This window comes from Massilia yuzhufengensis, from assembly GCF_900112225.1.
In the GTDB taxonomy this organism is placed as follows: domain Bacteria; phylum Pseudomonadota; class Gammaproteobacteria; order Burkholderiales; family Burkholderiaceae_D; genus Telluria; species Telluria yuzhufengensis.
In genome coordinates, this window is the sequence record NZ_FOLD01000012.1 from 47,707 (window position 1) to 71,739 (window position 24,033).

At 66.2% G+C, this 24,033-nt stretch carries 26 protein-coding genes and 1 pseudogene; 21 read left to right on the plus strand and 6 right to left on the minus strand.

Going from position 1 to position 24,033, the window contains the following annotated elements; genetic code table 11:
• The first annotated feature begins 265 nt into the window (after positions 1 to 265).
• From BM031_RS12015 to BM031_RS26435, 6 genes and pseudogenes are all read left to right on the plus strand, one after another.
• The gene (locus BM031_RS12015) at positions 266 to 1,471 is read left to right on the plus strand and encodes a XylR family transcriptional regulator (RefSeq protein WP_091874811.1); all 1,206 of its coding nucleotides are present in this window, start codon (positions 266 to 268) and stop codon (positions 1,469 to 1,471) included.
• Positions 1,472 to 1,492: 21 nt separating this feature from the next.
• Entirely contained in the window at positions 1,493 to 2,437 is a 945-nt protein-coding gene (locus tag BM031_RS12020) for an aldose epimerase family protein (protein WP_091874812.1), read from the plus strand.
• A 21-nt stretch (positions 2,438 to 2,458) separates the two neighbouring features.
• A complete protein-coding gene (locus tag BM031_RS12025; RefSeq protein WP_091874813.1) occupies positions 2,459 to 3,346 on the plus strand; it encodes an SMP-30/gluconolactonase/LRE family protein in 888 nt (295 codons plus the stop codon).
• The gene (locus BM031_RS12030; protein ID WP_091874814.1) at positions 3,343 to 4,947 is read left to right on the plus strand and encodes a family 43 glycosylhydrolase; all 1,605 of its coding nucleotides are present in this window, start codon (positions 3,343 to 3,345) and stop codon (positions 4,945 to 4,947) included. Before BM031_RS12025 ends, BM031_RS12030 begins: the two co-directional genes overlap by 4 nt.
• 99 nt (positions 4,948 to 5,046) lie before the next feature.
• Positions 5,047 to 6,381: an NHL repeat-containing protein gene (locus tag BM031_RS12035; protein WP_143084571.1), complete on the plus strand. Its 1,335-nt coding sequence runs from the start codon at positions 5,047 to 5,049 to the stop codon at positions 6,379 to 6,381.
• Between the two features lie 115 nt (positions 6,382 to 6,496).
• Positions 6,497 to 6,616: pseudogene (locus BM031_RS26435) on the plus strand (pectate lyase family protein); the annotation flags it as partial.
• Between the two features lie 177 nt (positions 6,617 to 6,793).
• On the opposite strand, the gene BM031_RS26440 reads toward BM031_RS26435, so the two are convergent.
• Positions 6,794 to 7,066, minus strand: coding sequence for a hypothetical protein (locus BM031_RS26440; RefSeq protein ID WP_091874817.1), 273 nt, complete (start codon positions 7,064 to 7,066; stop codon positions 6,794 to 6,796).
• Between the two features lie 3 nt (positions 7,067 to 7,069).
• Here BM031_RS26440 and BM031_RS26445 point away from each other — a divergent pair, with 3 nt between their 5' ends.
• The 3 genes from BM031_RS26445 (at position 7,070) to BM031_RS12055 (ending at position 8,659) form a co-directional block, all read left to right on the plus strand.
• A complete protein-coding gene (locus tag BM031_RS26445; protein WP_502500907.1) occupies positions 7,070 to 7,198 on the plus strand; it encodes a hypothetical protein in 129 nt (42 codons plus the stop codon).
• A gap of 27 nt (positions 7,199 to 7,225) precedes the next feature.
• Positions 7,226 to 7,474, plus strand: a complete 249-nt coding sequence (locus BM031_RS12050) for a hypothetical protein (RefSeq protein WP_143084573.1) — start codon at positions 7,226 to 7,228, stop codon at positions 7,472 to 7,474.
• Positions 7,475 to 7,720: 246 nt separating this feature from the next.
• The gene (locus BM031_RS12055; protein ID WP_091874819.1) at positions 7,721 to 8,659 is read left to right on the plus strand and encodes a hypothetical protein; all 939 of its coding nucleotides are present in this window, start codon (positions 7,721 to 7,723) and stop codon (positions 8,657 to 8,659) included.
• Between the two features lie 111 nt (positions 8,660 to 8,770).
• Here BM031_RS12055 and BM031_RS12060 read toward each other — a convergent pair whose 3' ends face one another.
• Positions 8,771 to 9,229, minus strand: a complete 459-nt coding sequence (locus tag BM031_RS12060; RefSeq protein WP_091874820.1) for an FKBP-type peptidyl-prolyl cis-trans isomerase — start codon at positions 9,227 to 9,229, stop codon at positions 8,771 to 8,773.
• A gap of 176 nt (positions 9,230 to 9,405) precedes the next feature.
• Here BM031_RS12060 and BM031_RS12065 point away from each other — a divergent pair, with 176 nt between their 5' ends.
• The 8 genes from BM031_RS12065 (at position 9,406) to BM031_RS12095 (ending at position 17,406) form a co-directional block, all read left to right on the plus strand.
• Positions 9,406 to 10,851, plus strand: a complete 1,446-nt coding sequence (locus tag BM031_RS12065; RefSeq protein ID WP_091874821.1) for an NAD-dependent succinate-semialdehyde dehydrogenase — start codon at positions 9,406 to 9,408, stop codon at positions 10,849 to 10,851.
• Between the two features lie 159 nt (positions 10,852 to 11,010).
• A complete protein-coding gene (locus BM031_RS12070; protein ID WP_091874822.1) occupies positions 11,011 to 11,982 on the plus strand; it encodes an IS1595 family transposase in 972 nt (323 codons plus the stop codon).
• Between the two features lie 142 nt (positions 11,983 to 12,124).
• Entirely contained in the window at positions 12,125 to 13,741 is a 1,617-nt protein-coding gene (locus BM031_RS12075; protein WP_091874823.1) for a phytoene desaturase family protein, read from the plus strand.
• Between the two features lie 33 nt (positions 13,742 to 13,774).
• Positions 13,775 to 13,942 (plus strand): hypothetical protein, encoded by a 168-nt coding sequence (locus BM031_RS25525; RefSeq protein WP_177207738.1) that lies wholly within the window; start codon positions 13,775 to 13,777, stop codon positions 13,940 to 13,942.
• Positions 13,943 to 14,182: 240 nt separating this feature from the next.
• The gene (locus tag BM031_RS12080; RefSeq protein ID WP_091874824.1) at positions 14,183 to 15,514 is read left to right on the plus strand and encodes an MFS transporter; all 1,332 of its coding nucleotides are present in this window, start codon (positions 14,183 to 14,185) and stop codon (positions 15,512 to 15,514) included.
• A 162-nt stretch (positions 15,515 to 15,676) separates the two neighbouring features.
• Positions 15,677 to 16,114, plus strand: coding sequence for a hypothetical protein (locus tag BM031_RS12085; protein WP_091874825.1), 438 nt, complete (start codon positions 15,677 to 15,679; stop codon positions 16,112 to 16,114).
• A 63-nt stretch (positions 16,115 to 16,177) separates the two neighbouring features.
• On the plus strand, positions 16,178 to 17,158 hold the full coding sequence (locus BM031_RS12090; protein WP_143084574.1) for a hypothetical protein: 981 nt from the start codon (positions 16,178 to 16,180) through the stop codon (positions 17,156 to 17,158).
• 14 nt (positions 17,159 to 17,172) lie between these two features.
• Positions 17,173 to 17,406, plus strand: a complete 234-nt coding sequence (locus tag BM031_RS12095; RefSeq protein WP_143084575.1) for a hypothetical protein — start codon at positions 17,173 to 17,175, stop codon at positions 17,404 to 17,406.
• A gap of 85 nt (positions 17,407 to 17,491) precedes the next feature.
• Here BM031_RS12095 and BM031_RS25925 read toward each other — a convergent pair whose 3' ends face one another.
• Complete coding sequence (locus BM031_RS25925; protein WP_370660054.1) at positions 17,492 to 17,791, minus strand: globin family protein; 300 nt, start codon at positions 17,789 to 17,791, stop codon at positions 17,492 to 17,494.
• Here BM031_RS25925 and BM031_RS25930 point away from each other — a divergent pair.
• Positions 17,678 to 18,169 carry a glycosyl hydrolase gene (locus BM031_RS25930; protein ID WP_370660053.1) on the plus strand — a complete coding sequence of 164 codons (492 nt, stop codon included), beginning with the start codon at positions 17,678 to 17,680 and terminating at the stop codon, positions 18,167 to 18,169. The genes BM031_RS25925 and BM031_RS25930 overlap by 114 nt on opposite strands.
• A complete protein-coding gene (locus BM031_RS26350) occupies positions 18,129 to 18,278 on the plus strand; it encodes a hypothetical protein (protein WP_370660051.1) in 150 nt (49 codons plus the stop codon). Before BM031_RS25930 ends, BM031_RS26350 begins: the two co-directional genes overlap by 41 nt.
• A 15-nt stretch (positions 18,279 to 18,293) precedes the next feature.
• Here the strand turns inward: BM031_RS26350 and BM031_RS12105 are convergent, their stop codons facing one another.
• Entirely contained in the window at positions 18,294 to 19,217 is a 924-nt protein-coding gene (locus BM031_RS12105) for a helix-turn-helix domain-containing protein (RefSeq protein ID WP_091874879.1), read from the minus strand.
• A gap of 120 nt (positions 19,218 to 19,337) precedes the next feature.
• Between BM031_RS12105 and BM031_RS12110 the strand changes: the two genes are divergently transcribed.
• Both BM031_RS12110 and BM031_RS12115 read left to right on the plus strand, forming a co-directional pair.
• Positions 19,338 to 20,504, plus strand: a complete 1,167-nt coding sequence (locus tag BM031_RS12110; protein WP_091874828.1) for a 4-hydroxybenzoate 3-monooxygenase — start codon at positions 19,338 to 19,340, stop codon at positions 20,502 to 20,504.
• Between the two features lie 114 nt (positions 20,505 to 20,618).
• Positions 20,619 to 21,209 carry a hypothetical protein gene (locus BM031_RS12115; RefSeq protein ID WP_091874829.1) on the plus strand — a complete coding sequence of 197 codons (591 nt, stop codon included), beginning with the start codon at positions 20,619 to 20,621 and terminating at the stop codon, positions 21,207 to 21,209.
• A gap of 120 nt (positions 21,210 to 21,329) precedes the next feature.
• On the opposite strand, the gene BM031_RS12120 is transcribed toward BM031_RS12115, so the two are convergent.
• Positions 21,330 to 22,664 carry an MFS transporter gene (locus BM031_RS12120; RefSeq protein ID WP_218147593.1) on the minus strand — a complete coding sequence of 445 codons (1,335 nt, stop codon included), beginning with the start codon at positions 22,662 to 22,664 and terminating at the stop codon, positions 21,330 to 21,332.
• A gap of 115 nt (positions 22,665 to 22,779) precedes the next feature.
• Complete coding sequence (pcaCD, locus tag BM031_RS12125; protein ID WP_091874830.1) at positions 22,780 to 24,030, minus strand: bifunctional 4-carboxymuconolactone decarboxylase/3-oxoadipate enol-lactonase PcaCD; 1,251 nt, start codon at positions 24,028 to 24,030, stop codon at positions 22,780 to 22,782.
• Between the last annotated feature and the right edge of the window lie 3 nt (positions 24,031 to 24,033).

Genomic DNA, 24,033 nt, shown 5'->3' on the forward strand with positions numbered 1-24,033 from the left:
CGTAGGCGCCAGTGGCGCGTACGACGGTTTCAAGGCTAACGGTGACTTCAGCCGTTCCCTGTTTACATTATCCCGTCTCCCTGTAAGATGAGCGACATGAAATTGGCCTGACCAATGCTTGCCAGTGGTTTGACAAGAATCGCTAGCCCGCTTGGTCAATTTCGCTATTGTCCAGACCCGCATACGGTCCCAAAATCATCGTATTCCCGCAACATAGTGGGAAACAGGCCCGTCCAAAGCAGACCGGGCCATCAGGAGACAAACCATGTTGATGCCCAAGACGCGCCGCATTGCGCTGCTGTTTAACGGGAACAAGATTTTCGACCGCGAAGTCATTACCGGCATCGCGGACTACCTGTCGAGTACCCGCACCCACTGGGACCTGTTCCTCGAAGAAGACTTCCGCCTGCGCCTGTCCGGCATCGAGAAGTGGCAGGGCGATGGCATCATCGCCGATTTCGACGACCCGACCGTGGCGGCCACGCTGGCCGCGAGCCGGGTGCCGATGGTGGCGGTGGGCGGCTCCTACGAGGACCCGGCCGACTACCCGGCCTCGGTGCCCTACGTCGCCACCGACAATGTCAAGATCATCAAGCTGGCCTACGAGCACCTGATCGAGGCTGGCCTGCGCAATTTCGCCCTGTTCAGCCTGCCCGAAGCGCGCGAGAACCGCTGGGCCCAGGAACGCGAGAAGGCTTTTACGGCCCTGATGCGGCGCGACCGCATGGAGCCGGCCATCTTCCGCGGCCAGAGCACGCGCGCCCAGACCTGGGACGAGGCGGTGCGCGAGCAGATCGCCTGGCTGCATTCGCTGCCCAAGCCGGTCGGTATCGTGGCGGTGACCGATGCCCGCGCGCGCCAGCTGCTGCAGGCCTGCACCCTGGCGGGCATCGCCGTGCCCGAGCAGGTGGCCCTGATCGGCATCGACAACGACCCGCTGGCCCGCATCCTGACCCGCATCCCCATGAGTTCCGTGATCCAGGGCGCGCAGGAGATGGGGCGCACGGCGGCCCACCTGCTGGACCAGGTGCTGCACGGCGTGCGGCTGAACGACACCCGCATACTGGTGCCGCCGGCGGGCATCAATGTGCTGGCCTCGAGCAAGCACGAGCCGGCCCGGAATCCGCATGTGATGCGGGCCCGCCATTTCATTCGCCAGTACGCCTGCCAAGGCATCAAGACCGACCAGGTGGCGAGCTATGTCGGCATTTCGCGCTCTTCGCTGGAAAGCCACTTCCGCCAGGAGCTCGGCTACAGCGTGCACGATGAGATCCTGCGCTTCCGGCTCAACGCGGCGGTCGACATCCTCAAGCAGGGCGACTGCCACCTGGCTGAAGTGGCCCTGAAATGCGGGTTTACCTCAAGCCAGTACATGCATTCGGTATTCAAGCGCGAGCTCGGTTGCTCGCCGCGCAGCTACCAGGAGCGGCTGCTCAGCACTTACGGGACGGCGTGCAGCGCCGTCGATTAACGCAAGAAAGAAGTGTGTGAGATGACAACCAGTTCCTGGCAGCCCGCCCGCGTGCCCCGGCAATTCACGCTGCAGAACCTGCGCGGCATGCGCGTGACCATCAGCGAGCATGGCGCTGCGATGGTGTCCTGGTGGGCGCCGGACCGCTACGGACGCATGGCCGACGTGCTGCTCGGCTATCCCGAAGACAGCGACTACGCCCACAACACGGCCTGCCTGGGCGCGGTGGTGAACCGCGACAGCGGCGCGCCGCGCCTGCATGCGATGCACTGGCGCGGTGAGCTCGACGTGGGCGGCGCCAGCCTGCGCCTGCGGCCGGCGGACCAGTACGGCATGGGCGCGGGCCTGGCCGAAATGGAAGTGCGCTACGACCTCGATGAAGAGGGCTGCCTCACCATCGGCTACCACGTCGTGGCCGACAGCCCGGCCCTGGTCAACCTGAGCACGCACGCCTGTTTCAACCTCAATGGCGGCCAGGCCGACGTGGGCGACCACATGTTGCAGATCGACGCCGACCGCTTCCTGGCCATTGACGCCGGCGGGACCCTGCGCGATATGGAGGTGAGCGGCACGCCCTTCGATTTCCGTCGGCCGGCCCCGATCGGACCGCGCCTGCACTGGCCGCACGACCAGATCGGCGTGGCCGGGGGCTTCGACCATGCCTACCAGCTCGGGACCGGCGCGGGCACCGGCATCGCCCGCCCGGTCGCCACGATCCACGATCCGGGCTCGGGCCGGCGCCTGCAGGTGTCGACCACCGGCACCGACCTGCATTTCTATAGCGGCAACCGGCTCGATGGCGTCAATGGCCGCGGCCCCGCGGCCTACGGCCGCCACGCCGGTTTCTGCCTCGCCTCCAGCGCCTCGCGCGTCCAGCGCGACGGCGCGCGGGCGCCTGGCATGCTGCTGGGGCCAGGCGAAACCTATCGCCACACCACCGTCTACCGGGTCTCGGTACAGCCCTAGCCGTCTACTACAAAGGCATTCATGGAAATCACCCCGATCCCGCTCTGGGAAGTGCAAGCCACGCTGGGCGAGGGCGTCCTGTGGGACGCCGCGCGGCGCCGCATCTGGTTCGTCGACATCAAGGGCCGCCGCATCTACTGCTGCGCCCCGGACGGCGGCGCGCGCCGCATCTGGGAGGCGCCGAGCCAGGTCGGCTTCGTCGTGCCGACCGTGAATGGCGGCATGGTGTGCGGGCTGGAAGATGGCCTGTACTGCTTCACCGAGTCCAGCGGCGCCTTCGGGCGCCTGCTGGAAGTGGAGGGCGAGGCCACCGGCAACCGCTTCAACGACGGCTACGTCGACGCCGGCGGCCACCTGTGGTTCGGCTCGATGGACAATGGCGAAACAGCGTCCACCGGCGCGCTGTACCGCTTCGACGGCGAGCAGGCTGCGCGCAAGGACGACGGCTACGTCATCACCAACGGCCCCGCCGTCAGCCCGGACGGGCGCCGCCTGTACCACACCGATACACTGGCCAGGCGCGTCTACCAGTTCGACCTTGCGGATGACGGCACGCTGTCGAACAAGCGCCTGTTCGTCGAGATCACGGGTGGAGGCCACCCGGACGGGATGGCGGTCGACGCCAACGGCCACGTATGGGTGACGACCTTCGGCGGCTGGCGCATCGACCGCTACGACGCGGACGGGCGCAAGCTGGGCGAGGTGCGCTTTCCGTGCTCGAACATCACCAAGCTGGCCTTCGGCGGCGAGGACCTGCGCACGGTGTACGTGACCACGGCGCGCAAGGGCCTGGCGCCTAGGCAGCTGGTGGAACAGCCCCTGGCGGGCGCTTTGTTCACCTTCCGCGCCGAGACGCCGGGGCTGCCCCAGCACCTGCTGCGCCTCACCACCCTGGACACCACCGCATGAAGCTGACCCGACGCAGGGCATTGACGTCGGCCGGCCTGGGCTCGCTGCTGCTCGGCGCCGGCCTGCCGGCCGCAGGCGCGCCGCCTACCGCCTGGCCGGGCTGGAAGCGCGGCCAGGAAGGCCAGCGCAAGGGCGACCTTGGCGACGGCACGTTTCTGAACCCGATCGTCGCGGGCGACCATCCCGACCCGTCCATCCTGAAGGACGGCGACGATTACTACATGACCTTCTCCACCTTCGACGCCTATCCGGGCCTGGTGATCTGGCACTCGAAGGACCTGGTCAACTGGCAGCCGCTGGTAGCGGCGCTGCAGAAAAACATCGGCTCGGTGTGGGCGCCCGAACTGTGCAGGCACAAGGGCCGCTACTACCTCTATATCCCCACCAAGAAAACGGCGGTGGCGGGGTCGCGGACGACATCCTGGGTGATCTGGGCCGACGACATCCGCGGCCCCTGGTCGGAACCGGTCGACCTCGACCTGCCGCGCCACATCGACCCCGGCCACGCGGTGGGCGAGGACGGCTCGCGCTGGCTGTTTTTGTCCGGCGTGGACCGGGTGCGCCTGGCCGACGACGGCCTGTCCACCATCGGCAAGCCGGAGCGGGTCTACGAGCCGTGGCGCTATCCGGACGATTGGGAAGTGGAAGCCTTCTCGCCCGAAGGGCCCAAGGTGCTGCGCCGCGACGGCTGGTACTACCTGGTGCTGGCCGTGGGCGGCACGGCCGGCCCGCCGACCGGGCACATGGTGATCGCTTCGCGCTCGCGCTCCATCAACGGCCCGTGGGAACACCATCCGCGCAATCCGCTGGTGCGCACCACCAGCGTCGAAGAGCGCTGGTGGTCGCGTGGCCACGCCACCCTGGTGCAGGGCCCGGCGGGCGACTGGTGGAGCGTGTACCACGGCTATGAGAACGGCTTCTGGACCCTGGGCCGGCAAACCCTGCTGGCGCCGGTCACCTGGACGGCGGACGGCTGGCCCGAGTTTGGCGGCGGCGACCTGTCGCGGCCCATCCCCAAACCGCGCGGCGGCGCCGCCGGCCCGCACGGCATGGCGCTGTCGGACGACTTCTCGACCGATAAGTACGGCGTGCAGTGGAGTTTTTTCAGTCCTTCCCCCGGCGAGACCAGGCGCCTGGCGCGCCGTGACCGCACCCTGCACCTGAAAGGCAGTGGCAGCCAGCCGTCCGACAGTTCGCCGCTGGTGTTCGTGGCGCCCGACCAGGACTACGAGTTCGAATGCCAGCTCGAAGTCGACCCCGGCACGCGCGGGGGCCTGCTGCTGTTCTACGACCACAAGCTGTATTGCGGCCTGGGCTTCGACGCGCAGGAGTTCACGATGCACCGCTATGGCACGGAGCACGGCAAATTCGCCAACCCGCACGGCGCGCGCCTGTTCCTGCGGGTGCGCAATCACAAGCATGTGGTGAGCATCCATATTTCCAGCGACGGCAAGACCTGGAAGCGCGGCCCGCGCGGCTACGAGGTGTCGGGCTACCACCACAACGTGCGTGGCGGCTTCATGTCCTTGAAACCTGCGCTGTACGCGGTCGGGGCGGGGGAGGTGCGATTCCGCGACTTCCGGTACCGGGCACACTTGTAGGGACCGCGCGCCACCGATGGACCGGTGTGAGTTTTCGTGAATTGTGCGCCGCATCGGATGTGTAAGATGCGTACTCCGCCATGAAACGAAAGACTTTCGATGATCAATGCGCGCCATCTTGCGATGTGCTCCGTTGCCCTGCTGGCTGCATGCGGTGGCGGCGGGCACGACACTCCGCCTGCGCCTTCCTTGCCTCCTGCGCCGACGATCGCACTGGACCCTTCGACGACTTCCCTGATGCCCAACGGCGCGGCGGTCGAGATCACGCCAACGCTCACGGGTGTCACGGGGCCGCTCACCTGGTCGGTGACGCCCAGGGCCAGCATTGGCGACACCCTGTACACGCGTCCGGACAATCCGATCGCCGCCTACTCCGCGCCTGCCGATCTGACGGCGGACAAGGTCACGATCACGGCCAGCGCAGGCGGCATCTCGAACTCGATCCAGCTGAATGTGAAGCCATCGCCGGTGCCGGCGCCTTGGGTCACCCTGCCGGTCACGTGGACGGTGACGTTCGGCGACCCGCCCTTTCTCACGGGAGCGCGACCCGTTGATTCCGCCGCCGACGAATCCGGCAACCTGTACCTGGCGTATTCAGCGCCGGTGTCGGAGATCAAGAAGGTGGCGGCGGACGGCAGCATCACGACCCATGCGCGCGTGGGCGAACCGATTTCGCTGGCCTTCGGGCCGGACCGGGTCTTGTACGTCGTGGACCGGCTTGGCGGCTCCGCCTACGCAATCCGCCGGATCGCAGCCGACGGGACCACGACTACATTGACGCAAACCGCGCCGTATGATGCGGCAACAGGGACCATCGATGGTCCTTCCCGCGTCGCCACGGCCTACACATTGAGCCTCGCGGTGGCACCAAGCGGCGCCGTCTACGCGAGCGACGGGTCGAGGGTGCGCAAGATCGCGCCGGACGGTGCGTTCTCGACCTTCGCAGGGGGCGGTTGCGAGGCCGGCATCCCGCCGGGATCGGCCTGCGCCGGCGGCAGGACCCCGGTCGACGGCCTTGGCACCCAGGCGCGATTCATGGGGCCAGATGACATCGTCACCGACAAGGCCGGCAACCTGTATGTCAGCGACACAGCGCTGATCCGCAAGATCACGCCCGCTGGCGAGGTCACGACGCTGGCCGGCCGAACCAGCCGGAATTTTGACTTCCTCGACGATGTCGATGGCACGAGCAAAGCCGCCTCCTTTGGCGGAAATAGCCCGATGGCCATCGATGCTGGAGGCAACCTCTACAAGCTGGGCTCGAGGGGACAGCTGAGAAAAATCACGCCATCCGGCGTCGCCAGCACGGTGGCGACCTCCCTGGGTTTCACGGGGGCGCAACCTCAGAACGGGATCGTGTCGCTGTATGCGGGGACTCCCGGCGTCGTGGTGCTGCAGTCCTACGCACAGTTGAGCAAGATCCGGGTCGACTAATCACACGCGGCGCCGGCTCTCCTGGTGCCATCAGGAAGCGTGTGGTGCATTGATGCAATAGTGGCATTATGAATTTCACCATAGTGCTGTTCGATTTTCGTCAGTCATTCAAAGTTTGGTTGGGCGGCAAATATCCAACACGACGATCGTCGGCGTTGGCACGGATGCCAAGCTAATCGATGGCTACATCTCGATCAACGCCACCCGCAACATCATCATCCGCAACCTGGAGCTGGAAGCGCCGCTCGGCCGTGGGTTCGTGGATCAACGGCGTGCCGGCCTCAAGCGCCATCGAAAACGCCGCCCGGGCGGCGCTGGAAAAGAACTGGGCCAGCGCCAGTGCCGCTGCGGTGTCGAGCGGCTTCACGATCGGCCCGTACACCAATGTGCTGGGCTGGACGCCGACCTACGCCTATACGCCGGGCGCTTCGTTCGAGGCGGTCAAATCGCGTAACCTGGCGGCATCCGGCGCGGGCAAGGTGGCGATCGACGGCGCGACGCTGGACGCGACGTCCAGTTTCGGCGTGCTGCGCTCCGGCCTGGCCTGGAACCGCTTCACTAACAAATACGCCGCTTCGATCACCCTGACCAACAACAGCGGCGCGGCCCTCACCGGGCCTTTCCAGCTGGCCTTGAACGGGCTGCCCGCAGGCGTCACGCTCGACAACGCCAGCGGCGTGCTCAATGGTTGCCTTACGTCACCGTCAAGGAAGGAAGCATCGCGGCTGGCGCCTCGGTCACCGTCCCGCTTACGTACAGCAGCCCGGGCAAGCTGGCGATCGGCTACACCAATTCCATCTACGTCGGCATTTTCTGAGACGAGGATTACACCATGCGCAACTTGATGAAACGCTTTTCCCTGTGCCTGTTCGCGCTGGCGCTGTTTGCCAGCAGCGCCGCGCAGGCCCTGCCTGCCTACCACGTCAAGGTCAACACCCGGGGCTTGAGCGGCCCGGCCCTCATGGACTTCACTTTCCTGGCCAATGCCGGGGCGACGCCGGCCAATGCGATCCTGAGCAATTTCAGGGCAGGCAAGCATCCGAAGCGCGAGCAAATTTCACATGGCGAAAGCCCTGTCCTGAAAAATTACTAGCCTGCCAGATTTTCGTGCGCCGCGTAGCTTCAGGATGGCTTCGCTTTGCGCTTCGCCAAGCCTCCTCTCATCAATACCATGGGAGGCAGCAAGCCGACGCCCCAGATTTTTGCTAGCGTAATGCCACTGTAACCATGCTGGAGTGAAATATGTTCAATGCAAGCGAAACGCCGCGGATTGCTGGCATGTGCCGGTCCGGACCGGTCGGATAGCGACCAGCCCAGTCTCGACAGGATTGATCACCCAATGATGAATACGCCCTACTACCAGGCGTCGCTTCAGGTACCGTCCGCAGCCAAGCTCGCCGTCATGGCGGGAGCCATCGCGACGCTTCCCTTCGCCTGGCTGTACGCCTGGGGAACGACGCAGTTGATTCCGATCGTCAATCCCCTTTGCACCCTCATCATGGCATGTTCGCTCGCGGTGCTGTCCAAAAAGCTTGCGACGGCTGGCCGGGTCCGCCATCCGGTATGGATGGGAAGGGCAGGTGCCGCAGTTGGGTGCTTTGCCTGGTATGCCCAGTGGGCAGCGTGGATTGCAATGAACGATCACCTCGTTCCAGCCGCGGTGTCCAGCGCCTCGACACCCGAGACAGTGCTCCGGCTATTTGTGCGCCCGGACCTGATGGCAACTGTCGCGGTCGGCATTGTCCAGGACAGCTCCTCGATGGTCGCACGTAGCTTCTTCATCCTGGTCTGGCTGAGTGAATTCGCGACGTTCTTGTTACTGCCCAGGATTGCCGGTGCCAGGCGGGCCAGCGCGCCGTTCTGTGAGCAGACCGAACAGTGGGCAAGGGAAATCGTCGTGCCGGTTGCTTTCCGATTCATCGACGAGCCTGATGTTGTAAGGCGCCGCCTGGAACACAATCCGGAGGAACTCGTTGCGGTGCTCGGACCACCGATCGATGAGTCGGCGAGGTATTTCTCCGAAGTGAGCTTGTTCCGGTGCGGAGGCGATGCTTCTTTCGTAACGATTACGAACCTGGCTGCAATGGTGGCTGAGGAGAATCCTGTTCCGGCACTAAAGAATCTCAGTCAAGCCATGCCTGGCAAGCTTGAGTGCGTCGCGCAGGTAGACGATCCGGTAGTCGAACTGTTGCGGGTGCCTGTTGGCGATCCCGACCTGATGTTACGGCAGTGGGAAGATGCGGCATCCGGGCTGCCCGAACGGGCGGTCAGCAACTGACCGATCCCTGGACTCGACGAGAACGCCGGGACCAGGCGGATGCGGTGACTTTCCAGGCACTCTGACCTGGAACCTTGTAAAGCCGCTAGCACCTGGGATGCCGTAGCCTTCCTATCGTACGTCAACCAGCTCCACTTCGAAAATCAGGTTGGCGTCCGGCGGAATCGGGCCGGCGCCGCCTTCGCCGTAGCCCATGGCCGCCGGGATGATCAGGGTGCGCTTGCCGCCGACCTTCATGCCCTGCACGCCGTCGTCCCAGCCCTTGATGACCTGGCCGCCACCGAGCGGGAAGGCAAACGGTTCGCGACCCACGGACGAATCGAACTGCGCGCCGTGCTGCGACGGGGCGCTAGGGTCGAACAGCCAGCCCGTGTAGTTGACCACGGCGGTGCTGCCGGCCACGGCTTCCTTGCCGGTGCCGGTGACGGTATCGATCTTTTGCAGGGCGATTGGGGCGGACTGTGCCGGCTGCGCGGCTGGCGCCGGCTGCGGCGTCTTGGCGCGGTCGCAGCCAGCCAGGGCGAGGACGAACGCCAGGCCCAGGGCGCTGGAAGAGAGCAATTGCTTCATGGTGTACTTTCGTGACGTTGGTTGGAGTCGAGTGTCGCCGCAGCATACCGCGACCTTGGCCTTCTGCCAACACTTCACCACGGAAACGCCAGAAGGGACGGCCATGCGCGTTGCCTGCAAGGCGCCTGCACAACGGTTATCATCTATCTTTCACCCTATACAGGAACCGACGCACCATGACGACTTCCAGCTATCCCGATACCCGCCTCCTGATCGCCAACGAATGGCAAGATGCTGCCGGCGGCAAGACGATCCCGGTGCTGAACCCGGCGACCGGCCAGGCGATCGGCACCGTCGCCCATGCCAGCATTGCCGACCTCGATCGCGCACTGGCGGCCGCCCAGCAGGGCTTCGAGAAGTGGCGCGCGGTTTCCGCGGCCGAACGCGCCGCCACCATGCGCCGCGCCGCCAACCTGCTGCGCGAACGCGCCGGCGACATCGCCCGCCTGCTGACCCAGGAGCAGGGCAAGCCGCTGGCCGAAGCCAAGATGGAAGCGATGGCCGGCGCCGAGATAATCGACTGGTTCGCCGCCGAAGGCATGCGCGTGTACGGCCGTATCGTCCCGTCGCGCAACCCGGCGGCCCAGCAGCTGGTGCTGAAGGAGCCGGTCGGCCCGGTCGCCGCGTTCACGCCGTGGAATTTCCCGATCAACCAGATCGTCCGCAAGCTGTCCGCCGCCCTGGCCACCGGCTGCTCCTTCCTGTGCAAGGCGCCGGAAGAAACCCCGGCCTCGCCGGCCGCGCTGCTGCAGTGCTTTGTCGATGCCGGCGTGCCGCCGGGCGTGGTGGGCCTGGTGTTCGGCGACCCGGCCGAGATCTCCGGCTACCTGATCCCGCACCCGATCATCCGCAAGGTCACCTTCACCGGCTCGACCCCGGTGGGCAAGCAGCTGGCCGCACTGGCCGGCCAGCACATGAAGCGCGCCACCATGGAACTGGGCGGCCACGCCCCGGTGATCATCGCCGAGGACGCCGACGTGGCGCTGGCCGTGAAAGCCGCCGGCGCGGCCAAGTTCCGCAATGCAGGCCAGGTGTGCATCTCGCCGACCCGCTTCCTGGTCCACAACGGCATCAAGGACGAATTCACGCGCGCGCTGGTGGCACATGCCGAAAGCCTGAAGCTGGGCGATGGCCTGCTTGAGGGCACGACCCTGGGCCCATTGGCCAACGCGCGCCGCCTCACCGCCATGTCGCAGGTGATCGCCGATGCGCAGGCCAAGGGCGCTATCCTGGCCACCGGCGGCGCCCGTGTGGGCGATTCGGGTAACTTCTTCGCGCCGACGGTGCTGTCCGACGTACCGCTGGAAGCGAGCGTGTTCAACGACGAGCCTTTCGGCCCGGTCGCGGCGGTGCGCGGCTTCGACAGCCTGGAAGAGGCGATCCTCGAAGCCAACCGCCTGCCGTTCGGCCTGGCCGGCTACGCCTTCACCAAGTCGATCAAGAATGCCCAGCTCTTGATGAACCGCATGGAAGTCGGCATGCTGTGGATTAACCAGCCGGCCACGCCGAGCGCCGAGCTGCCGTTTGGCGGCATCAAGGATTCGGGCTATGGGTCGGAAGGTGGGCCGGAGGCGCTGGAATCGTACCTCAACACAAAGGCTGTGTCGATGGTAGGGGTGTAACCAAGCTGCCTGAATAAGTTGGCAAGAGACGCCGTTCCCGACCCTGCGGGAACGGCGTTTTGCGTTAACAAAGGCGCTGTCACCCTTGGCTATGGATGAGGATTGAACTGTCGAGCTGCGCCACGGTCCAAACCGTATCGCCATCCCACGGAGCCTTCCATGCGTTCGCCCCGCTTCAAGAAGTGGTTCGCCGCCCTGCCGGTGCTGAACCAGCCCCAGCGCCTTCAAGTGGTCGAAGCCTTGCGCCCGGCGGCCGGGCTCGATCCGTTGCTGGTGCTGCTCGACCAGTGTCGAACCGAACGCTGTTGTCCGGCATGCGCCAGCATGCGCTGGCACCGGCATGGCCAGGCCAACGGCTTGCAGCGCTACCACTGCCGGGAATGCCGGCGTACTTTCAACGACCTGAGCGGCACACCGCTGGCGCGCCTGCGCTTGCGCGAAAAATGGCTCGACTACCTCGGCGCTTTGCTCGACTCCGTTCCCGTGCGCCGCGCCGCAGACCGTATCAACGTGCATCGCAATACCGCCTTCCGCTGGCGCCACCGCTTCCTCACCAGGGTCCGGGACGATCGCCCGCAGCGCCTGCATGGCATCGCCGAAGCCGACGAAATGTTCCTGCTCGAATCACAAAAGGGATCGCGCCGCCTCAAGCGCCCGCCACGCAAGCGGGGCGGCACCGCGCACCGGAGCGGGACGTCGCGTGAACACGACTGCATCCTCGTGGCACGCGACCGCAGCGGCCAGACCTGCGATGCCGTTACCGGACGCGGCGCCGTGAGCGCACGCCAGCTGGAACGGCACCTGTTACCGATGCTCGATCCACAAGTGCTCCTGGTGACCGACGCCAATGCGGCCTACCGGGCCTTCAGCCGGCGCCACCGGATCGCCCACCAGTACGTCAACCAGCGCGCTGGTGAGCGCGTGCGGCGCAGCAGCGAAGGCGCCATCCATGTCCAGAACGTGAATGCCTATCACCGCCGCCTGCGCGACTGGCTGGCGCGCTTCCACGGCGTCGCCTCGCGCTACCTGCCCAATTACCTGGGCTGGCGCAGGGCGCTCGACGGCCGGCGCGTCACGTCTGCCGAGCGATTGCTGCGCCTGGCAATCAAACCCATCCATAGCGAAAGGTGACAGCGCCTTAACAAACGCGAATTGACGCTACCGCGTTTGATTATTTAGTTTGAATTGACCATCGCCAATTCCCCGATATCATGGCAAACAGGGTTTTCTTTTTCTTGGTACACAATCACTGTGTTGTCTGGGGAGGAAGCGGATGCGCGATGCGATCATCATCGGGGGCGGCCACAATGGCCTGGTGTGCGCGTGGTACCTGGCCCGCGCCGGGCTGAAGGTCACGGTACTGGAGCAGCGCGACGTCGTCGGCGGCGCTGCGGTCACCGAGGAATTCCACCCCGGTTTCCGCAATTCGGTCGCCGCCTATACCGTTTCCCTGCTGAACCCCAAGATCATCCAGGACATGGACCTGGCCGGTCACGGTCTGCGCATCGTCGAGCGTCCGCTATCGAACTTCCTCCCGCTCGATGACAGCAGCTATCTGAAGATCGGCGCCGGCCGTACGGCGCAGGAAGTCGCCAGGTTCTCGCAGCGCGATGCCGACCGGCTAGAAGCCTACAACCGCCACCTCGACAGCGCCGCCGACCTGCTGCGCGACCTGGTGCTGCAAACCCCGCCCAACCGGGTCCAGGGCAGCTGGCTCGCCGCGCTGCCCGAGCTGATCAAGGCCGGCAAGCTCGGCAACCGGATGCGCGCGCTGTCGCTGTCTTCCCAGCGCGAACTGCTCGACCTGTTCACCAAATCCGCAGGAGACTACCTGGACGGCTGGTTCGAATCCGCGCCGATCAAGGCGGTCTACGGCTTCGACAGCGTGGTGGGCAACTACGCCAGCCCCTACACGCCCGGGTCCGCCTACGTGCTGCTGCACCATGTGTTCGGCGAGGTCAACGGCAAGAAGGGCGCCTGGGGCCATGCGATCGGCGGCATGGGCGCCATCACCCAGGCGATGGCGAAGGCGGCCCAGGCCCAGGGCGTCGACATCCGCACCGGCACCGCGGTGGAGGAGGTGCTGCTGGCCAAGGGCCGCGCCACCGGCGTCGTCACGCGCAAGGGCGAACGACTCGACGCCCGTGCTGTGGTGTCGAACCTGAACCCGCGCCTGCTGTACACCAGGCTGGTCGACCCGGGCGCGCTGCCCGACGACTTCCTGCGCCGCATGCAGGCCTGGCGCTGCGGCTCCGGCACGTTCCGCATGAACGTCGCGCTGTCGGAACTGCCCAGCTTCACCTGCCTGCCGGGCACCGAGGTGGCCGAGCACCATGGCAGCGGCATCATCATCGCGCCCAGCCTGCAGTACATGGAACGGGCATACCACGACGCCCGCAGCCACGGCTGGTCGCGCGCGCCGATCGTCGAGGTCCTGGTCCCATCCACGCTGGATCCGACCCTGGCGCCGCCGGGCCAGCATGTGGCCAGCCTGTTCTGCCAGCATGTGGCGCCCCAGCTGCCCGATGGAGCCAGCTGGGATGCGCACCGCGACGAGGTGGCCGACCTGATGATCGATACCGTGAACCGCTACGCGCCGAACTTCAAGCGCTCGGTGCTGGGACGCCAGATCATGAGCCCGCTCGACCTGGAGCGCAGCTTCGGCCTGGTCGGGGGCGACATCTTCCATGGCGCATTGGGCCTGGACCAGTTGTTCGCGGCCCGCCCCATGTTGGGCCATGCCGACTACCGGGGCCCGATCGCCAGCCTGTACACCTGCGGCGCCGGCACCCACCCCGGTGGGGGCGTCACCGGGGCGCCCGGACACAATGCCGCGCGTGAAATCCTGCGCGACTTTTCCAGCCGCCACAAAACGCGCCAGACGGCGTAATGCAGTCGGCCACGCTGCGAGTGTTACGGGCTGGTGCGCGGCACGCTGCAGTTCATCTTGCCGGCGACGCAACCTTCGCTCCAGGCCAAGCAGACGACGGATTTGCTACGCGTCGGGACGACTGCGGTGGCGGTGATCGTGGCGCGCGAGCGGCGCTTGATTGAGTTGGTGCTGGACCTGTTGAGGAATGTTGGCGGCTGACAAACTATACCGACGTACGCCGTTATGTGCGTTACGCCGTCGTTCCGCCTGTGCGGAACAATGTACTTGGAATGAGTGAAATAAACGATGGCGCGGGTTTGCATGCGATTGCTGCGCTCCGGCTTTTTTTGTCGCCAATGTTTCCCACTGCACTGTCCCGCCCCGGACTTCTTGCCACACTTGGGATGATGCAATGACACATCCCAGCATCATGTGTCACACCAGAAAGGTCGGCAAGCTTTGGCGCAAACTCGTTCAGCCACAACCCCCATCACCGTCGAGCAAGGCATCCAGCTCGCCGGCGTCGGCAAGTTCCAGTACCGCTTGTTCCTGATCTTCGGCCTGGTCTGGATGGCCGACGCCATGCAGGTGCTGTCGATCGGCTTCAGCGCGCCCTCCATCGCGAAGACCTTCGGCATCTCCATGGCGCAGGCGCTCCAGACCGGTACCGTCTTCTTCATCGGCATGCTGGTCGGCGCGTCCGTCCTGGGCCGGTTGGCCGACCGCATCGGCCGCCGCCCGGTACTCATGGGCGCGGTGGTGCTCGATGCCTGCTTCGGGGTGGCGTCGGCCTTCGCGCCGGAGTTCGGCTGGCTGCTGGCGTTCCGGTTCCTGGCCGGCGTCGGGGTCGGCGGCACGCTGCCGGTGGACTACACGATGATGGCCGAGTTCCTTCCCAGCGACCGCCGCGGCCGCTGGCTGGTGCTGCTCGAATCCTTCTGGGCGGTCGGCACGATCCTGCTGGCGGTGCTGGCCCTGGTCGCGCTGCAATGGGGCGAGGATGCGTGGCGGGTGATCTTCCTGGTGACCGGGCTGCCAGCCCTGGTCGGCGTCGGACTGCGCTTCTTCGTACCCGAGTCGCCGATGTACCTGAACCGGAGCGGCCGCCACGACGAAGCGCGCGCCGTGCTGGCGAGGGTGGCCGCAGCCAATGGCCGCACGGTCGCCATCCCGGCGCTGCAAGCCGAGGACGCGGTCAGGAAATCCGTGTTTGCCCTGTTCGAAGGAAGCTTGCGCCGCCGGAGCATCGCCCTGTGCGTGGCCTGGGCCTTGATCTCGGTCGCTTATTACGGTGTGTTCGTGTACCTGCCCGTCAAGCTCGGTGCGGAGGGCTTCGGTTTCATGCGCGGGCAGGAGTTCCTGATCCTGCTGGCCGTGGTGCAGCTGCCTGGCTTCGCCCTGTCGGCCTATGGCGTGGAGCGCTGGGGCCGCAAGCCGACCCTGGTGGGCTTCCTGCTCCTGAGCGCGCTTGGATGCATGTGCTACAGCCTGGGCAGTTCGACGGCGCTGGTGGTGGGATCGACCTTGCTGATGAGCTTTGCCCTGCTGGGCACCTGGGGCGCCCTGTACGCCTTCACGCCCGAGGTCTACCCGACCGAGCTGCGCGCCAGCGGCATGGGCATGGCCGGGGCGGTGGCGCGCTTCGGCGGCCTGTTTGCCCCAGCCGTGGTGGCGCCGGTGATGGCGACGCACTTTACCCTGGCGCTGGCCATGCTGGCCGCCTTCCTGGTGACCGGGGCGATTGCGATCGGGAGCGTCGATGTGGAGTCGCGCAACCGGCCGCTGGAGTGAAGATAGTTTGATTCAGCTCTACCTCCCAGTCCTTGGGGCGACCGAACGCCCGCGCCATCCCATCGTCTAAGAACAAGAGCGGCGATATCCGCGCTGCCGGCGCTGCGCCGCGCGCGCAGCTGTCGTTCATGATCATGTGGAAAGATGCGAGGAGAAACCGGGATGAGCAGGCTGGTGCCCTACGCGGGCGGACCCCCGACAGCAATCCTTTCCGCTTCAGGGCGTACGCCGCCTACGCCGTCTCGCGACCGCATCGAGGCGCTTGCGAAGTTCGTGCCTGCTGAAATACTGGCCTTCTACGTGCCGATTGTCCCTGCCATCTCGCTGCTGCGCAATCCCGACTGGATACCCTGGTTCCATTGGCTTGCCTTCCTGCTGGCCTGGATACTGGTCCCGATCTATTTCATCTGGGTCGCCGAGGGTGACCGCCGACGGGTCCGGCAAGCGCTCGTGTCCACGCTCGCCTTTCCCATCTGGGCTTACGTCACCAAACGGACCATCGGGCCGCTCGCCCCGTGGTATGAGGATGCGCTCGGGGTCATCGTCATGCTGCTGTTTTCGCTCGCCACGGCCTTCCTCCTGCCACGGCGGCCCGAGTAGCAGGAACAAGCCACGCCAGGGCAGGCAACATCAATTTTCATGCAGCCATGCCAGGAGACTTCGATGAATCTCGACTCTGTTTGGGAACTCAGGCAGCAAGCCGTCGCCATGCTGGCCGAGGCGCAAAAGCAGCCGTTCGCCGCGGGGCTCAGTGAAGGCCACGGGCCGGAACATTTCATCGCGGTTGGCATTGCCCCCACGCCGGGCAAGCGCGACTATCGGCTGGCGGTGCGCTTCCAGCGCAAGGATCTCGAGGCGTCACCGGCGGTGGATCAGCTCATACGGCTCGCCAGAGGGGAGGCCGATGTCCGCTACATCGGCAGCGTACGCTCGTCGGCCCTGTTGCAGAAACTGTCGGCGCCGCGCCACCGTCCACTCCAGATTGGTTCCTCCGTCGCGCACTACCGCGGGTCGCCCGGAACACTGGGCGCGTTCGTCAAGATGCGGAACGGACTTGGCAGTGCGCAACTATTGTCCAATAATCACATCATCGCGAATGAAGACCGCAGCAAGAAACAGCACGATGCCCTTCTCCAGCCGGGAATCGCCGCCGGCGGCAACCTGCACAAGGATCGTGTCGGTACCCTGACCGATTTCACCCCCTTGCTGCCAACCGGGAACAGGGCTGATTGCGCCATTGCCGAGATCGACCAGGCAATCGGTTTCGACCCCTACACCATCCGCGGCCTGGGACGTTTTTCCGGCCGCCTGGCCCCCGCCGTCGACGTCGACTTGCTGGTGGCAAAGCTGGGTGCGGAGTCGGCCCTGACGCACGGCAGGATTGAGGCTTTTGCCGTGAAAAGCATCATGATAGGCTACCCCACCGGCAAGCGCTGGTTCGATGAGCAGATCGAGGTGGAAGGATTGGGTGCAGGGGCCTTTTCAGAGTTTGGCGATAGCGGGTCCCTGGTGGTCGACGGGGACATGCATGCGGTAGGCTTGGTTTTTGCAAGGTCCAGGGCAGGGGGGGCGAATGGAAAAGGCCTGACCTACGTTAATCCGATGACGCAGGTCCTCGATGCCTTGCGTGTAGACCTGATATGACAGGTGAAAAAAAGATGAATATGTCAACCATGGAACAAGCCCGCGAAGCCCGGGACATCGCCGCATCGCAGCTTGATGAGATTCCCGGCGTCCAGGTAGTCGGGGTCGGCCTGACCAAACGCGATGGCGGCTACGCCGTCAAGGTCAACCTCGAGCATGCTGCCCCCGCGGGAGCGATCCGGCCGGACATGACCGTGTGCGGGGTGCCCGTGGTGGTCGAGGTCGTGGGCGAGATCGTCAGCGGTTAATCCTGCGCTGTCATCCGGTGTCCAGCGGTAGCGCCGCTGCGCCCTGCATCGCTCGCCCCTGCGCAGTGCGGGGCAGGCCTTCCCCTCACGCCACCTCGGCGCGGCCGACATACCCGTATTGCAAACTGGCTGCGATCCGTCGCGCCACCACCAGGAACTCTTCCGCCACCTCCGGGCGGAACAGGCGCCGCACCTGTGCCTCGAACAGCAATGGCCAGCGCCGGGAATGCGCGATGTCGATTCGGTGTCGCACATCGACGGCCAGAACCCGGTGGCGGCCGAATCGCTCACCAGTGCGATGTCGCCCTTGGCCTTCGCGCCAAGCGACCTGCGCCCAATGATCCATACCGAATTCGCCAGCGGCGTCAACCTGCCGGTGATCCACACCTCGGTGCACCGGCCGCCATCGGCCAGCAGCCCGACGCCCAATTTTCAGCAAGCACAATACCCAGGTCGGCGACACGCTGGACGCCGCCACCTACGAGAACATGATGCACATCGCGCCGATGCTGGGCCGGCCGCGTTCCTGCACGGTGGAAGAACTGATGCGGCAGGCCCAGAACGTCTAGCGCAAGATCCGCGTCACGAGCTTCGACTTCACCAGCATGGCCACCGCCCTGGTCGGCACCGACCTGGTGGCGACCATGCACACCCGCGTGGCGCTGGCCTGCGCGCGGCGCCTGCCGATCCGCGTGCCGCCGCTGCCTTACCAGCTGCCGAACATGGCCGAGTGCCTGCAGTGGCATCGCTACCAGGAGAATGACCCCTGCCATATCTGGCTGCGCGGGATCATGCTGGACATCGCACGTGGGCTGCCATCGAGCGAGGAATTGCCGCTGAGCGCCGCGGCGCTGGCCACCCGCAAGCTGTAAGGCCCGCGCGGGCGCTCAGCCGGGGTCGGTGCCGCCCTGTTGCGGCGCCGCGCGGTAATCCTTGGGCGTGAGCCCGTAGCGCTTCTTGAACAGGCGGCTGAAGTAGGCCGGGTCCTGGAACCCGAGTTCGTAGGCGATGGTGGCCACGCCCACCGGCAGGTAAGTCAGCTGGCGGCAGGCTTCCAGCAGCAGGCGCTCCTGGGCGATCTCGAAGGCGCTTTGCCCCGTGATGCGCACGCACAGCCGGTTCAGGCGGGTCGGCGTGACCTTCAGCAGCGCCGCATACTGGCCTACCTGCCACTGTTCCTTGTAGCGATGCTCGACTTCGGCGCGAAAGCGCGTGTACAGCGCGAAGTCGCCGCGTCCCGACTGGTCGGCCAGGCGGTGCTCGGCCTGGGCCCGCACCAGCAGCAACAGGGCGGCGCGCGCCAGCCATTCGAGGATCAGGTTGTGGCACTGCTGCGGCCACGCCGCCTCCTGCAGCAGTTGTTCCAGCAGCGACTCCAGCTGCGCGCGGGTCGCGCCCTCGGGACCCAACGCGATTGCCAGCGGTTCGACGAACAGCGGCGCGAACAGGTCGCCATGGTCGCGCGCCGACGCGAACAGCACCTGCTGGTCGATGGTGAGCACGTAGCCTTGCGCTTCTTCGGAAAAATCGAAACCGTGCACCAGCGACGGGTGGATCGTGATGGCCACCGGGCCGGCGCACTCCCACATGGTGTCGCCGATGGCCGCCCGCACCTGCCCTTTGAGTAAAAAAAGTACCTGGAACAGGCCGCGGTGCACGTGGGTGCCGATGTGCCAGTCGTACAAGCGGCTGCGCGTTTCGATGAGTTCGATATGGACGAACTCCGCACTGTCGGGCTGCGCCTGCTCGCCGTAGAGGGCGAACTGGGGAATCTCGCGCGAAGGGCGGGACAGCCGGGCGGGTGGTTTCATGGTCGGGGCGGAAAAAATGCGGGTGTCAAAATAGTACAAGTCATTTCGGGTTTGATCCATTCTTTTCGTGCGGGTCCACGGCTACGATGGGGGCAGTCAGAATACTTATAGGAGATAACCATGCGCACCCAAGTCGCCATCGTCGGCGCCGGCCCAGCCGGCCTGCTGCTTTCCCACCTGCTGCACTTGCAGGGCATCGAATCGGTCGTGCTCGAGAGCCGCTCGAAAGAGGAGATCGAATCCACGATCCGCGCCGGCGTGCTGGAGCAAGGCACGATGGACATCCTCGCCAACAGCGGCGTCGGCGAGCGCATGAAGAAGGAAGGCGCGCTGCACCACGGCTTCGAGCTGGCCTTCAACGGCGCCCGCCACCGTATCGACTTGCACGAGCTGACCGGCAAGGCGATCACCGTCTATGCCCAGCACGAAGTGATCAAGGACCTGGTGGCGGCGCGCGAAGCGGCCGGCGGCCAGATCCTGTTCGGCGTGCGCAACGTGGCGCTGCACGACACCCAGACCGACACGCCGTCGGTCACCTTCGAGCACCACGGCGAGGGCGCGCGCATCGACGCCGACTTCATCGCCGGCTGCGACGGCTTCCACGGCGTGGCGCGCCCGGCCATGCCGCAAGAGGGCCGCAACGACTACGACCGCGTGTATCCGTTCGGCTGGTTCGGCATCCTGGTGGAAGCGCCGCCCTCGGCCCCGGAGCTGATCTACGCCCGCCACGAGCGCGGCTTCGCGCTGGTCAGCACCCGCTCGCCCACGGTACAGCGCATGTACTTCCAGTGCGACCCCAAGGACAAGGCCGAGAACTGGTCGGACGACCGCATCTGGGCCGAGATGCACGCCCGTACCGAAGGCAGCGACGGCTGGCGCCTCACCGAAGGCAAGATCTTCCAGAAGAACGTGGTGGGCATGCGCAGCTTCGTCTCCACACCGATGCAGGCCGGCCGCCTGTTCCTGGCCGGCGACGCCGCCCACATCGTGCCGCCGACCGGCGCCAAGGGCATGAACCTGGCGGTGTCGGACGTGAACTTCCTGGCCCAGGGCATCGAGCAGTTCTACAAGCAGGGCGCAAGCGAGCGGCTGGAACGCTACACCGAGGACGCGCTCAAGCGGGTGTGGCGCGCCGAGTACTTCTCGTGGTGGATGACCAGCATGCTGCATACGTTTGCGGATGCCTCGCCCTTCCAGCGCGAGGTGCAGCGTGCCGAACTGGAAAACGTGGTGGCCTCGCGCGCGCTGGCCACCGCGCTGGCGGAGAACTACGTCGGCGCCTTCTGAGCCGTGGGCCGGGCGCCCGGCCCGGAGTATTTGCTAAGATGTGTCCCTGACACGTCGCGAAGCGTGCCCTTCACCGGCACGCTTTTTCATTTTCACGCCAGGGCCTACCCAGCAATGATCCAGTTCACCCACAACGATATCGACGTCGGCACGCGCCTGGCCGAAGCCCTGGTGCAGCAGGCCCGCTCCCTGCGCGGCATGCCGATCACCTACGGCGACCTGCTCACGCTGGCGCGCTCGCTGCATCCGAAAGACGAGGCGCTGGGCCGCGCCGTGCAGGTGGGGATCGGCCCGAAACTGGCCTTCGTCGAAGCCTTCTGCGCCGCCCAGGGCTACCCCAACCTGGCCAGCCTCGCAGTAAACCGCATGACCCGGCTTCCGGCGCCGGGCTACACCGGGGAATGGGAAGCCGACAAGCGCGCCGTGGCCGACGCCGACTGGGCCGGCATCGAGGCGCCGCTGGCCGCTTTTGCGGATGCCACCCGCGCCAAAGTCCCGGCCCGCTTCAAGCCCCGCAAGGAGCGTCCTGCCGACGTCGCCTGGTACGCCTACTTCAGCGCCCACCGCGCTGCCTGCGAGAAGGTGGGCAAGGAGGACAAGCAGGAAATCATCAACCAGATGATGGCCGGCCTCGATCCCGAAACCGCCCTCAAGCGCGTCCTCGCAGCCCAAGCCGACTACGGCGAACTTCGGGGTCAGGTCTGACATTCGGACACGAGCCCAGCTTTAGGCCGCCCGTTTCAGCTTGAAATGCACCTTGCCAACAGCCCTTGAGAAATCATCGGGCCGCTGGCTGGCTATTACTGTCGAGGCCGTGTCCAAATGTCAGACCTGACCCCGAAGTTTGGGTTCGGCGGCGAGCTTGACGAGGAGGGCGAGCATGGCGGCGACGCCGGCGAGGGCCACCACGGCGAAGATGCCCTGGATGCCGAATTGTTGGCGGGCCAGTTCGGCGACGAGGAAGGAGCCGGCGATGCCGCCCAGGCGGCCGACGCCCATCATCCACGACACGCCGGTGGCGCGGCCCTGGGTGGGGTAGAAGGCGGCGGCCAGCGAAGGCAGCGAGGACTGGGCGGTGTTCATTACCACGCCGGCGACGAAGACCACGCCCATCAGCACGGCCAGGTTGTCGGCGCTCTGGCCGATGGCGAAGATGCTGGCGGCGGTCAGGGCGAAGCCGACTGCGACCACGGCGGTGGGGTTGTAGCGGTCCATCAGGTAGCCGAAGAATACGGCGCCCACGCCGCCCAGCGGGAACAGGGCCGAGACCAGGGTGGCGTTCTGCGGCGACAGGCCGGCGTCTTTCAGCAGCAGCGGCATCCAGTTGATCAGGGAATAGAAGATCACCAGGCCCATGAAGTAGGTCAGCCACAGCATCAGCGTGCCCACCAGGTAGGGGCGCGACATGATCACGCCCATGCCGCTGGTGGCCTTGCTGGCCGGGGCTTTTTCGCTCATCACGAAGGCGCTGGCCTTGTCGGCGCTGGCGGAGATGCGGCGCAGCGCGGCGCGCACCTTGTCCTGGCGGCCGCCCTTGGCGAGCAGGAAGCGCACCGATTCGGGCAGCAGCAGCACGATGACGATCGCCACCAGCACCGGCACCACGCCGCCCAGCATCAGGACGCTGCGCCAGCCCCACTGCGGGATCATCCAGGCGGCCAGGAAGCCGCCGAAGGCCGCGCCCAGCGGGAAGCCGCAGAACATGGCGTTGGTGAGCGTGGAGCGGCGCTTCTCGGGGCAGTATTCGCTCATCAGGGTGACGGCGTTGGGCATGGCCGCGCCCAGGCCCAGGCCCGTGACGAAGCGCAGGATGGCCAGTTCGGTAAGGCTGGTCGAGAACGAGGACCAGGCGCAGGCCACGCCGAACAGCATCACCGAGGCGGCCAGCACCACCTTGCGCCCGACCCGGTCCGACAACGGGCCGGCGAACAGGGCGCCGGCGGCCAGGCCGAACAGGGCGGCGCTGAGCACCGGAGCGAGGGCCTGGCGCGATACGCCCCAGTCCTTGATCAGCGAAGGAGCGATGAAGCCGATGGCCGCCGTGTCGAAACCGTCCAGCAAGACGATCAGGAAGCACAGGGCGAAAATCAGCCACTGGAAGGGGGAGAAGCGGTGTTCGTTCAGGAAGTCCTGGACGTTGATCGCGCCGGCGGCGCGGATATCGTCTTGCATGGTGCTGTCTCCACTATTGTCGATGTCCGGCATCCGGTCTGCGCCGGCTTGCCTTGTATATGCTTATGTAATATAACCTTTTTTCGGCGCGATGGGAATCGATCTACAGGTTCGCGATGAATTCGTCGACCAGCTGGGCAAATACGACAGGCTGTTCGATGGCGCTCAGGTGCGAAGCCTGGGTGACGATGGCCAGGCGGGCCTGCGGCAGCGCGGCCGCCATCTGCTCCGACATCGCGAGCGGCGTGCCGGCATCGAGTTCGCCGGCGATGACGAGGGCCGGCACCGCGACGCCGGGCAGGCGCGCGGTGGTGTCGACGCCGGCAACGGCGGCGCAGCAGGCGGCGTAGCCGGCGGCGCCGGTGGAGGCCACGCGGCGGCGGAAGCGGGCGACGGTGGCCGGCTGCGCATCGCGGAAGGCGTCATGGAAGTAGCGTCCCATGACGGCGTCGGCGATCGCTTCCACGCCCTTGTCCGTGACAGTGGCGATCCGGTCCTGCCACATGGACTTGGCAGCATCCGGATAGCTGGACGTCGAATTGGCGACCACCAGCGCCGACACCAGCGTCGGGTGGCGCAGGGCCAGCTCCTGGCCGACCATGCCGCCCATCGACAGGCCGATCCACACCACCGGGCCGGAATCGAGTTCGCGCAACAGGCGGGCGGCGTCGTCGGCCAGGTCCGCCATCGTGTAGGGGCCGGGTGGCGCTTCCGAGCTGCCGTGGCCGCGGTGGTCGTAGCAGATCACGCGGCAATCGCGGGCCAGGTGGTTGGCCAGACCATCCCACATGTCGAGGTCGCAGCCCAGCGCATGGCTCAGCACCACCGTATGGCGCGGCGCCTTGCCGCTGCGAGGCGCGCGGACGCTGTAGTGCAGGCGCGGGCTGCCGGCGGTCGCGCCTTCGCGGCCCACGCCCGGGTGCGCCACTTCGGCCGGATGGGTCGGGGCGAGCGGGCGTTCCAGATCGCGCAGGATGTGCTGGGCCAGTGCGAAGCCGGTGTTCGCGGCCGGCACCCCGCTGTAGATCGCGGCCTGCATGAGGACTTCCTTCAGCTCGTCCTGGCTCAAGCCGTTTTCGCTCTCGTCCTGCAGGGCGGCGCGCACATGCAGCTCGAATTCTTCCCAGCGCGCCAGCGCCATGGTGGAGGCCAGCACGATTACGCGGCGCAGGCGCGGCGCCAGGCCCGGGCGCCCCCAGATCTCGTGCCACGCAAAGCGCGTGATCAGGTTCTGGAACTCGGCATTGAATTCGTTGGCGTTATTGGTGGAGCGGTCCACCCAGGCGTCGCCCAGGATACTGCGCCGGTTGCGCAGGCCGCGTTCGTAGTCGTGGTCGATCGGGTCGTGGCTCATGGT

Bases quoted from the DNA above. Each gene is read 5' to 3' on its own strand.
- BM031_RS12030 (WP_091874814.1), top strand. From the start codon at position 3,343: ATGAAGCTGACCCGACGCAGGGCATTGACGTCGGCCGGCCTGGGCTCG.
- BM031_RS12050 (WP_143084573.1), top strand. From the start codon at position 7,226: ATGAAACGCTTTTCCCTGTGCCTGTTCGCGCTGGCGCTGTTTGCCAGC.
- BM031_RS12085 (WP_091874825.1), top strand. From the start codon at position 15,677: ATGAGCAGGCTGGTGCCCTACGCGGGCGGACCCCCGACAGCAATCCTT.
- BM031_RS12105 (WP_091874879.1), bottom strand. From the start codon at position 19,217: ATGAAACCACCCGCCCGGCTGTCCCGCCCTTCGCGCGAGATTCCCCAG.
- BM031_RS12075 (WP_091874823.1), top strand. From the start codon at position 12,125: ATGCGCGATGCGATCATCATCGGGGGCGGCCACAATGGCCTGGTGTGC.
- BM031_RS12095 (WP_143084575.1), top strand. From the start codon at position 17,173: ATGAATATGTCAACCATGGAACAAGCCCGCGAAGCCCGGGACATCGCC.
- pcaCD (WP_091874830.1), bottom strand. From the start codon at position 24,030: ATGAGCCACGACCCGATCGACCACGACTACGAACGCGGCCTGCGCAAC.
- BM031_RS26350 (WP_370660051.1), top strand. From the start codon at position 18,129: ATGGCCGAGTGCCTGCAGTGGCATCGCTACCAGGAGAATGACCCCTGC.
- BM031_RS12115 (WP_091874829.1), top strand. From the start codon at position 20,619: ATGATCCAGTTCACCCACAACGATATCGACGTCGGCACGCGCCTGGCC.
- BM031_RS12055 (WP_091874819.1), top strand. From the start codon at position 7,721: ATGATGAATACGCCCTACTACCAGGCGTCGCTTCAGGTACCGTCCGCA.
- BM031_RS12035 (WP_143084571.1), top strand. From the start codon at position 5,047: ATGATCAATGCGCGCCATCTTGCGATGTGCTCCGTTGCCCTGCTGGCT.
- BM031_RS12065 (WP_091874821.1), top strand. From the start codon at position 9,406: ATGACGACTTCCAGCTATCCCGATACCCGCCTCCTGATCGCCAACGAA.
- BM031_RS12015 (WP_091874811.1), top strand. From the start codon at position 266: ATGTTGATGCCCAAGACGCGCCGCATTGCGCTGCTGTTTAACGGGAAC.
- BM031_RS12020 (WP_091874812.1), top strand. From the start codon at position 1,493: ATGACAACCAGTTCCTGGCAGCCCGCCCGCGTGCCCCGGCAATTCACG.
- BM031_RS12060 (WP_091874820.1), bottom strand. From the start codon at position 9,229: ATGAAGCAATTGCTCTCTTCCAGCGCCCTGGGCCTGGCGTTCGTCCTC.
- BM031_RS12070 (WP_091874822.1), top strand. From the start codon at position 11,011: ATGCGTTCGCCCCGCTTCAAGAAGTGGTTCGCCGCCCTGCCGGTGCTG.
- BM031_RS12025 (WP_091874813.1), top strand. From the start codon at position 2,459: ATGGAAATCACCCCGATCCCGCTCTGGGAAGTGCAAGCCACGCTGGGC.
- BM031_RS12110 (WP_091874828.1), top strand. From the start codon at position 19,338: ATGCGCACCCAAGTCGCCATCGTCGGCGCCGGCCCAGCCGGCCTGCTG.
- BM031_RS12090 (WP_143084574.1), top strand. From the start codon at position 16,178: ATGAATCTCGACTCTGTTTGGGAACTCAGGCAGCAAGCCGTCGCCATG.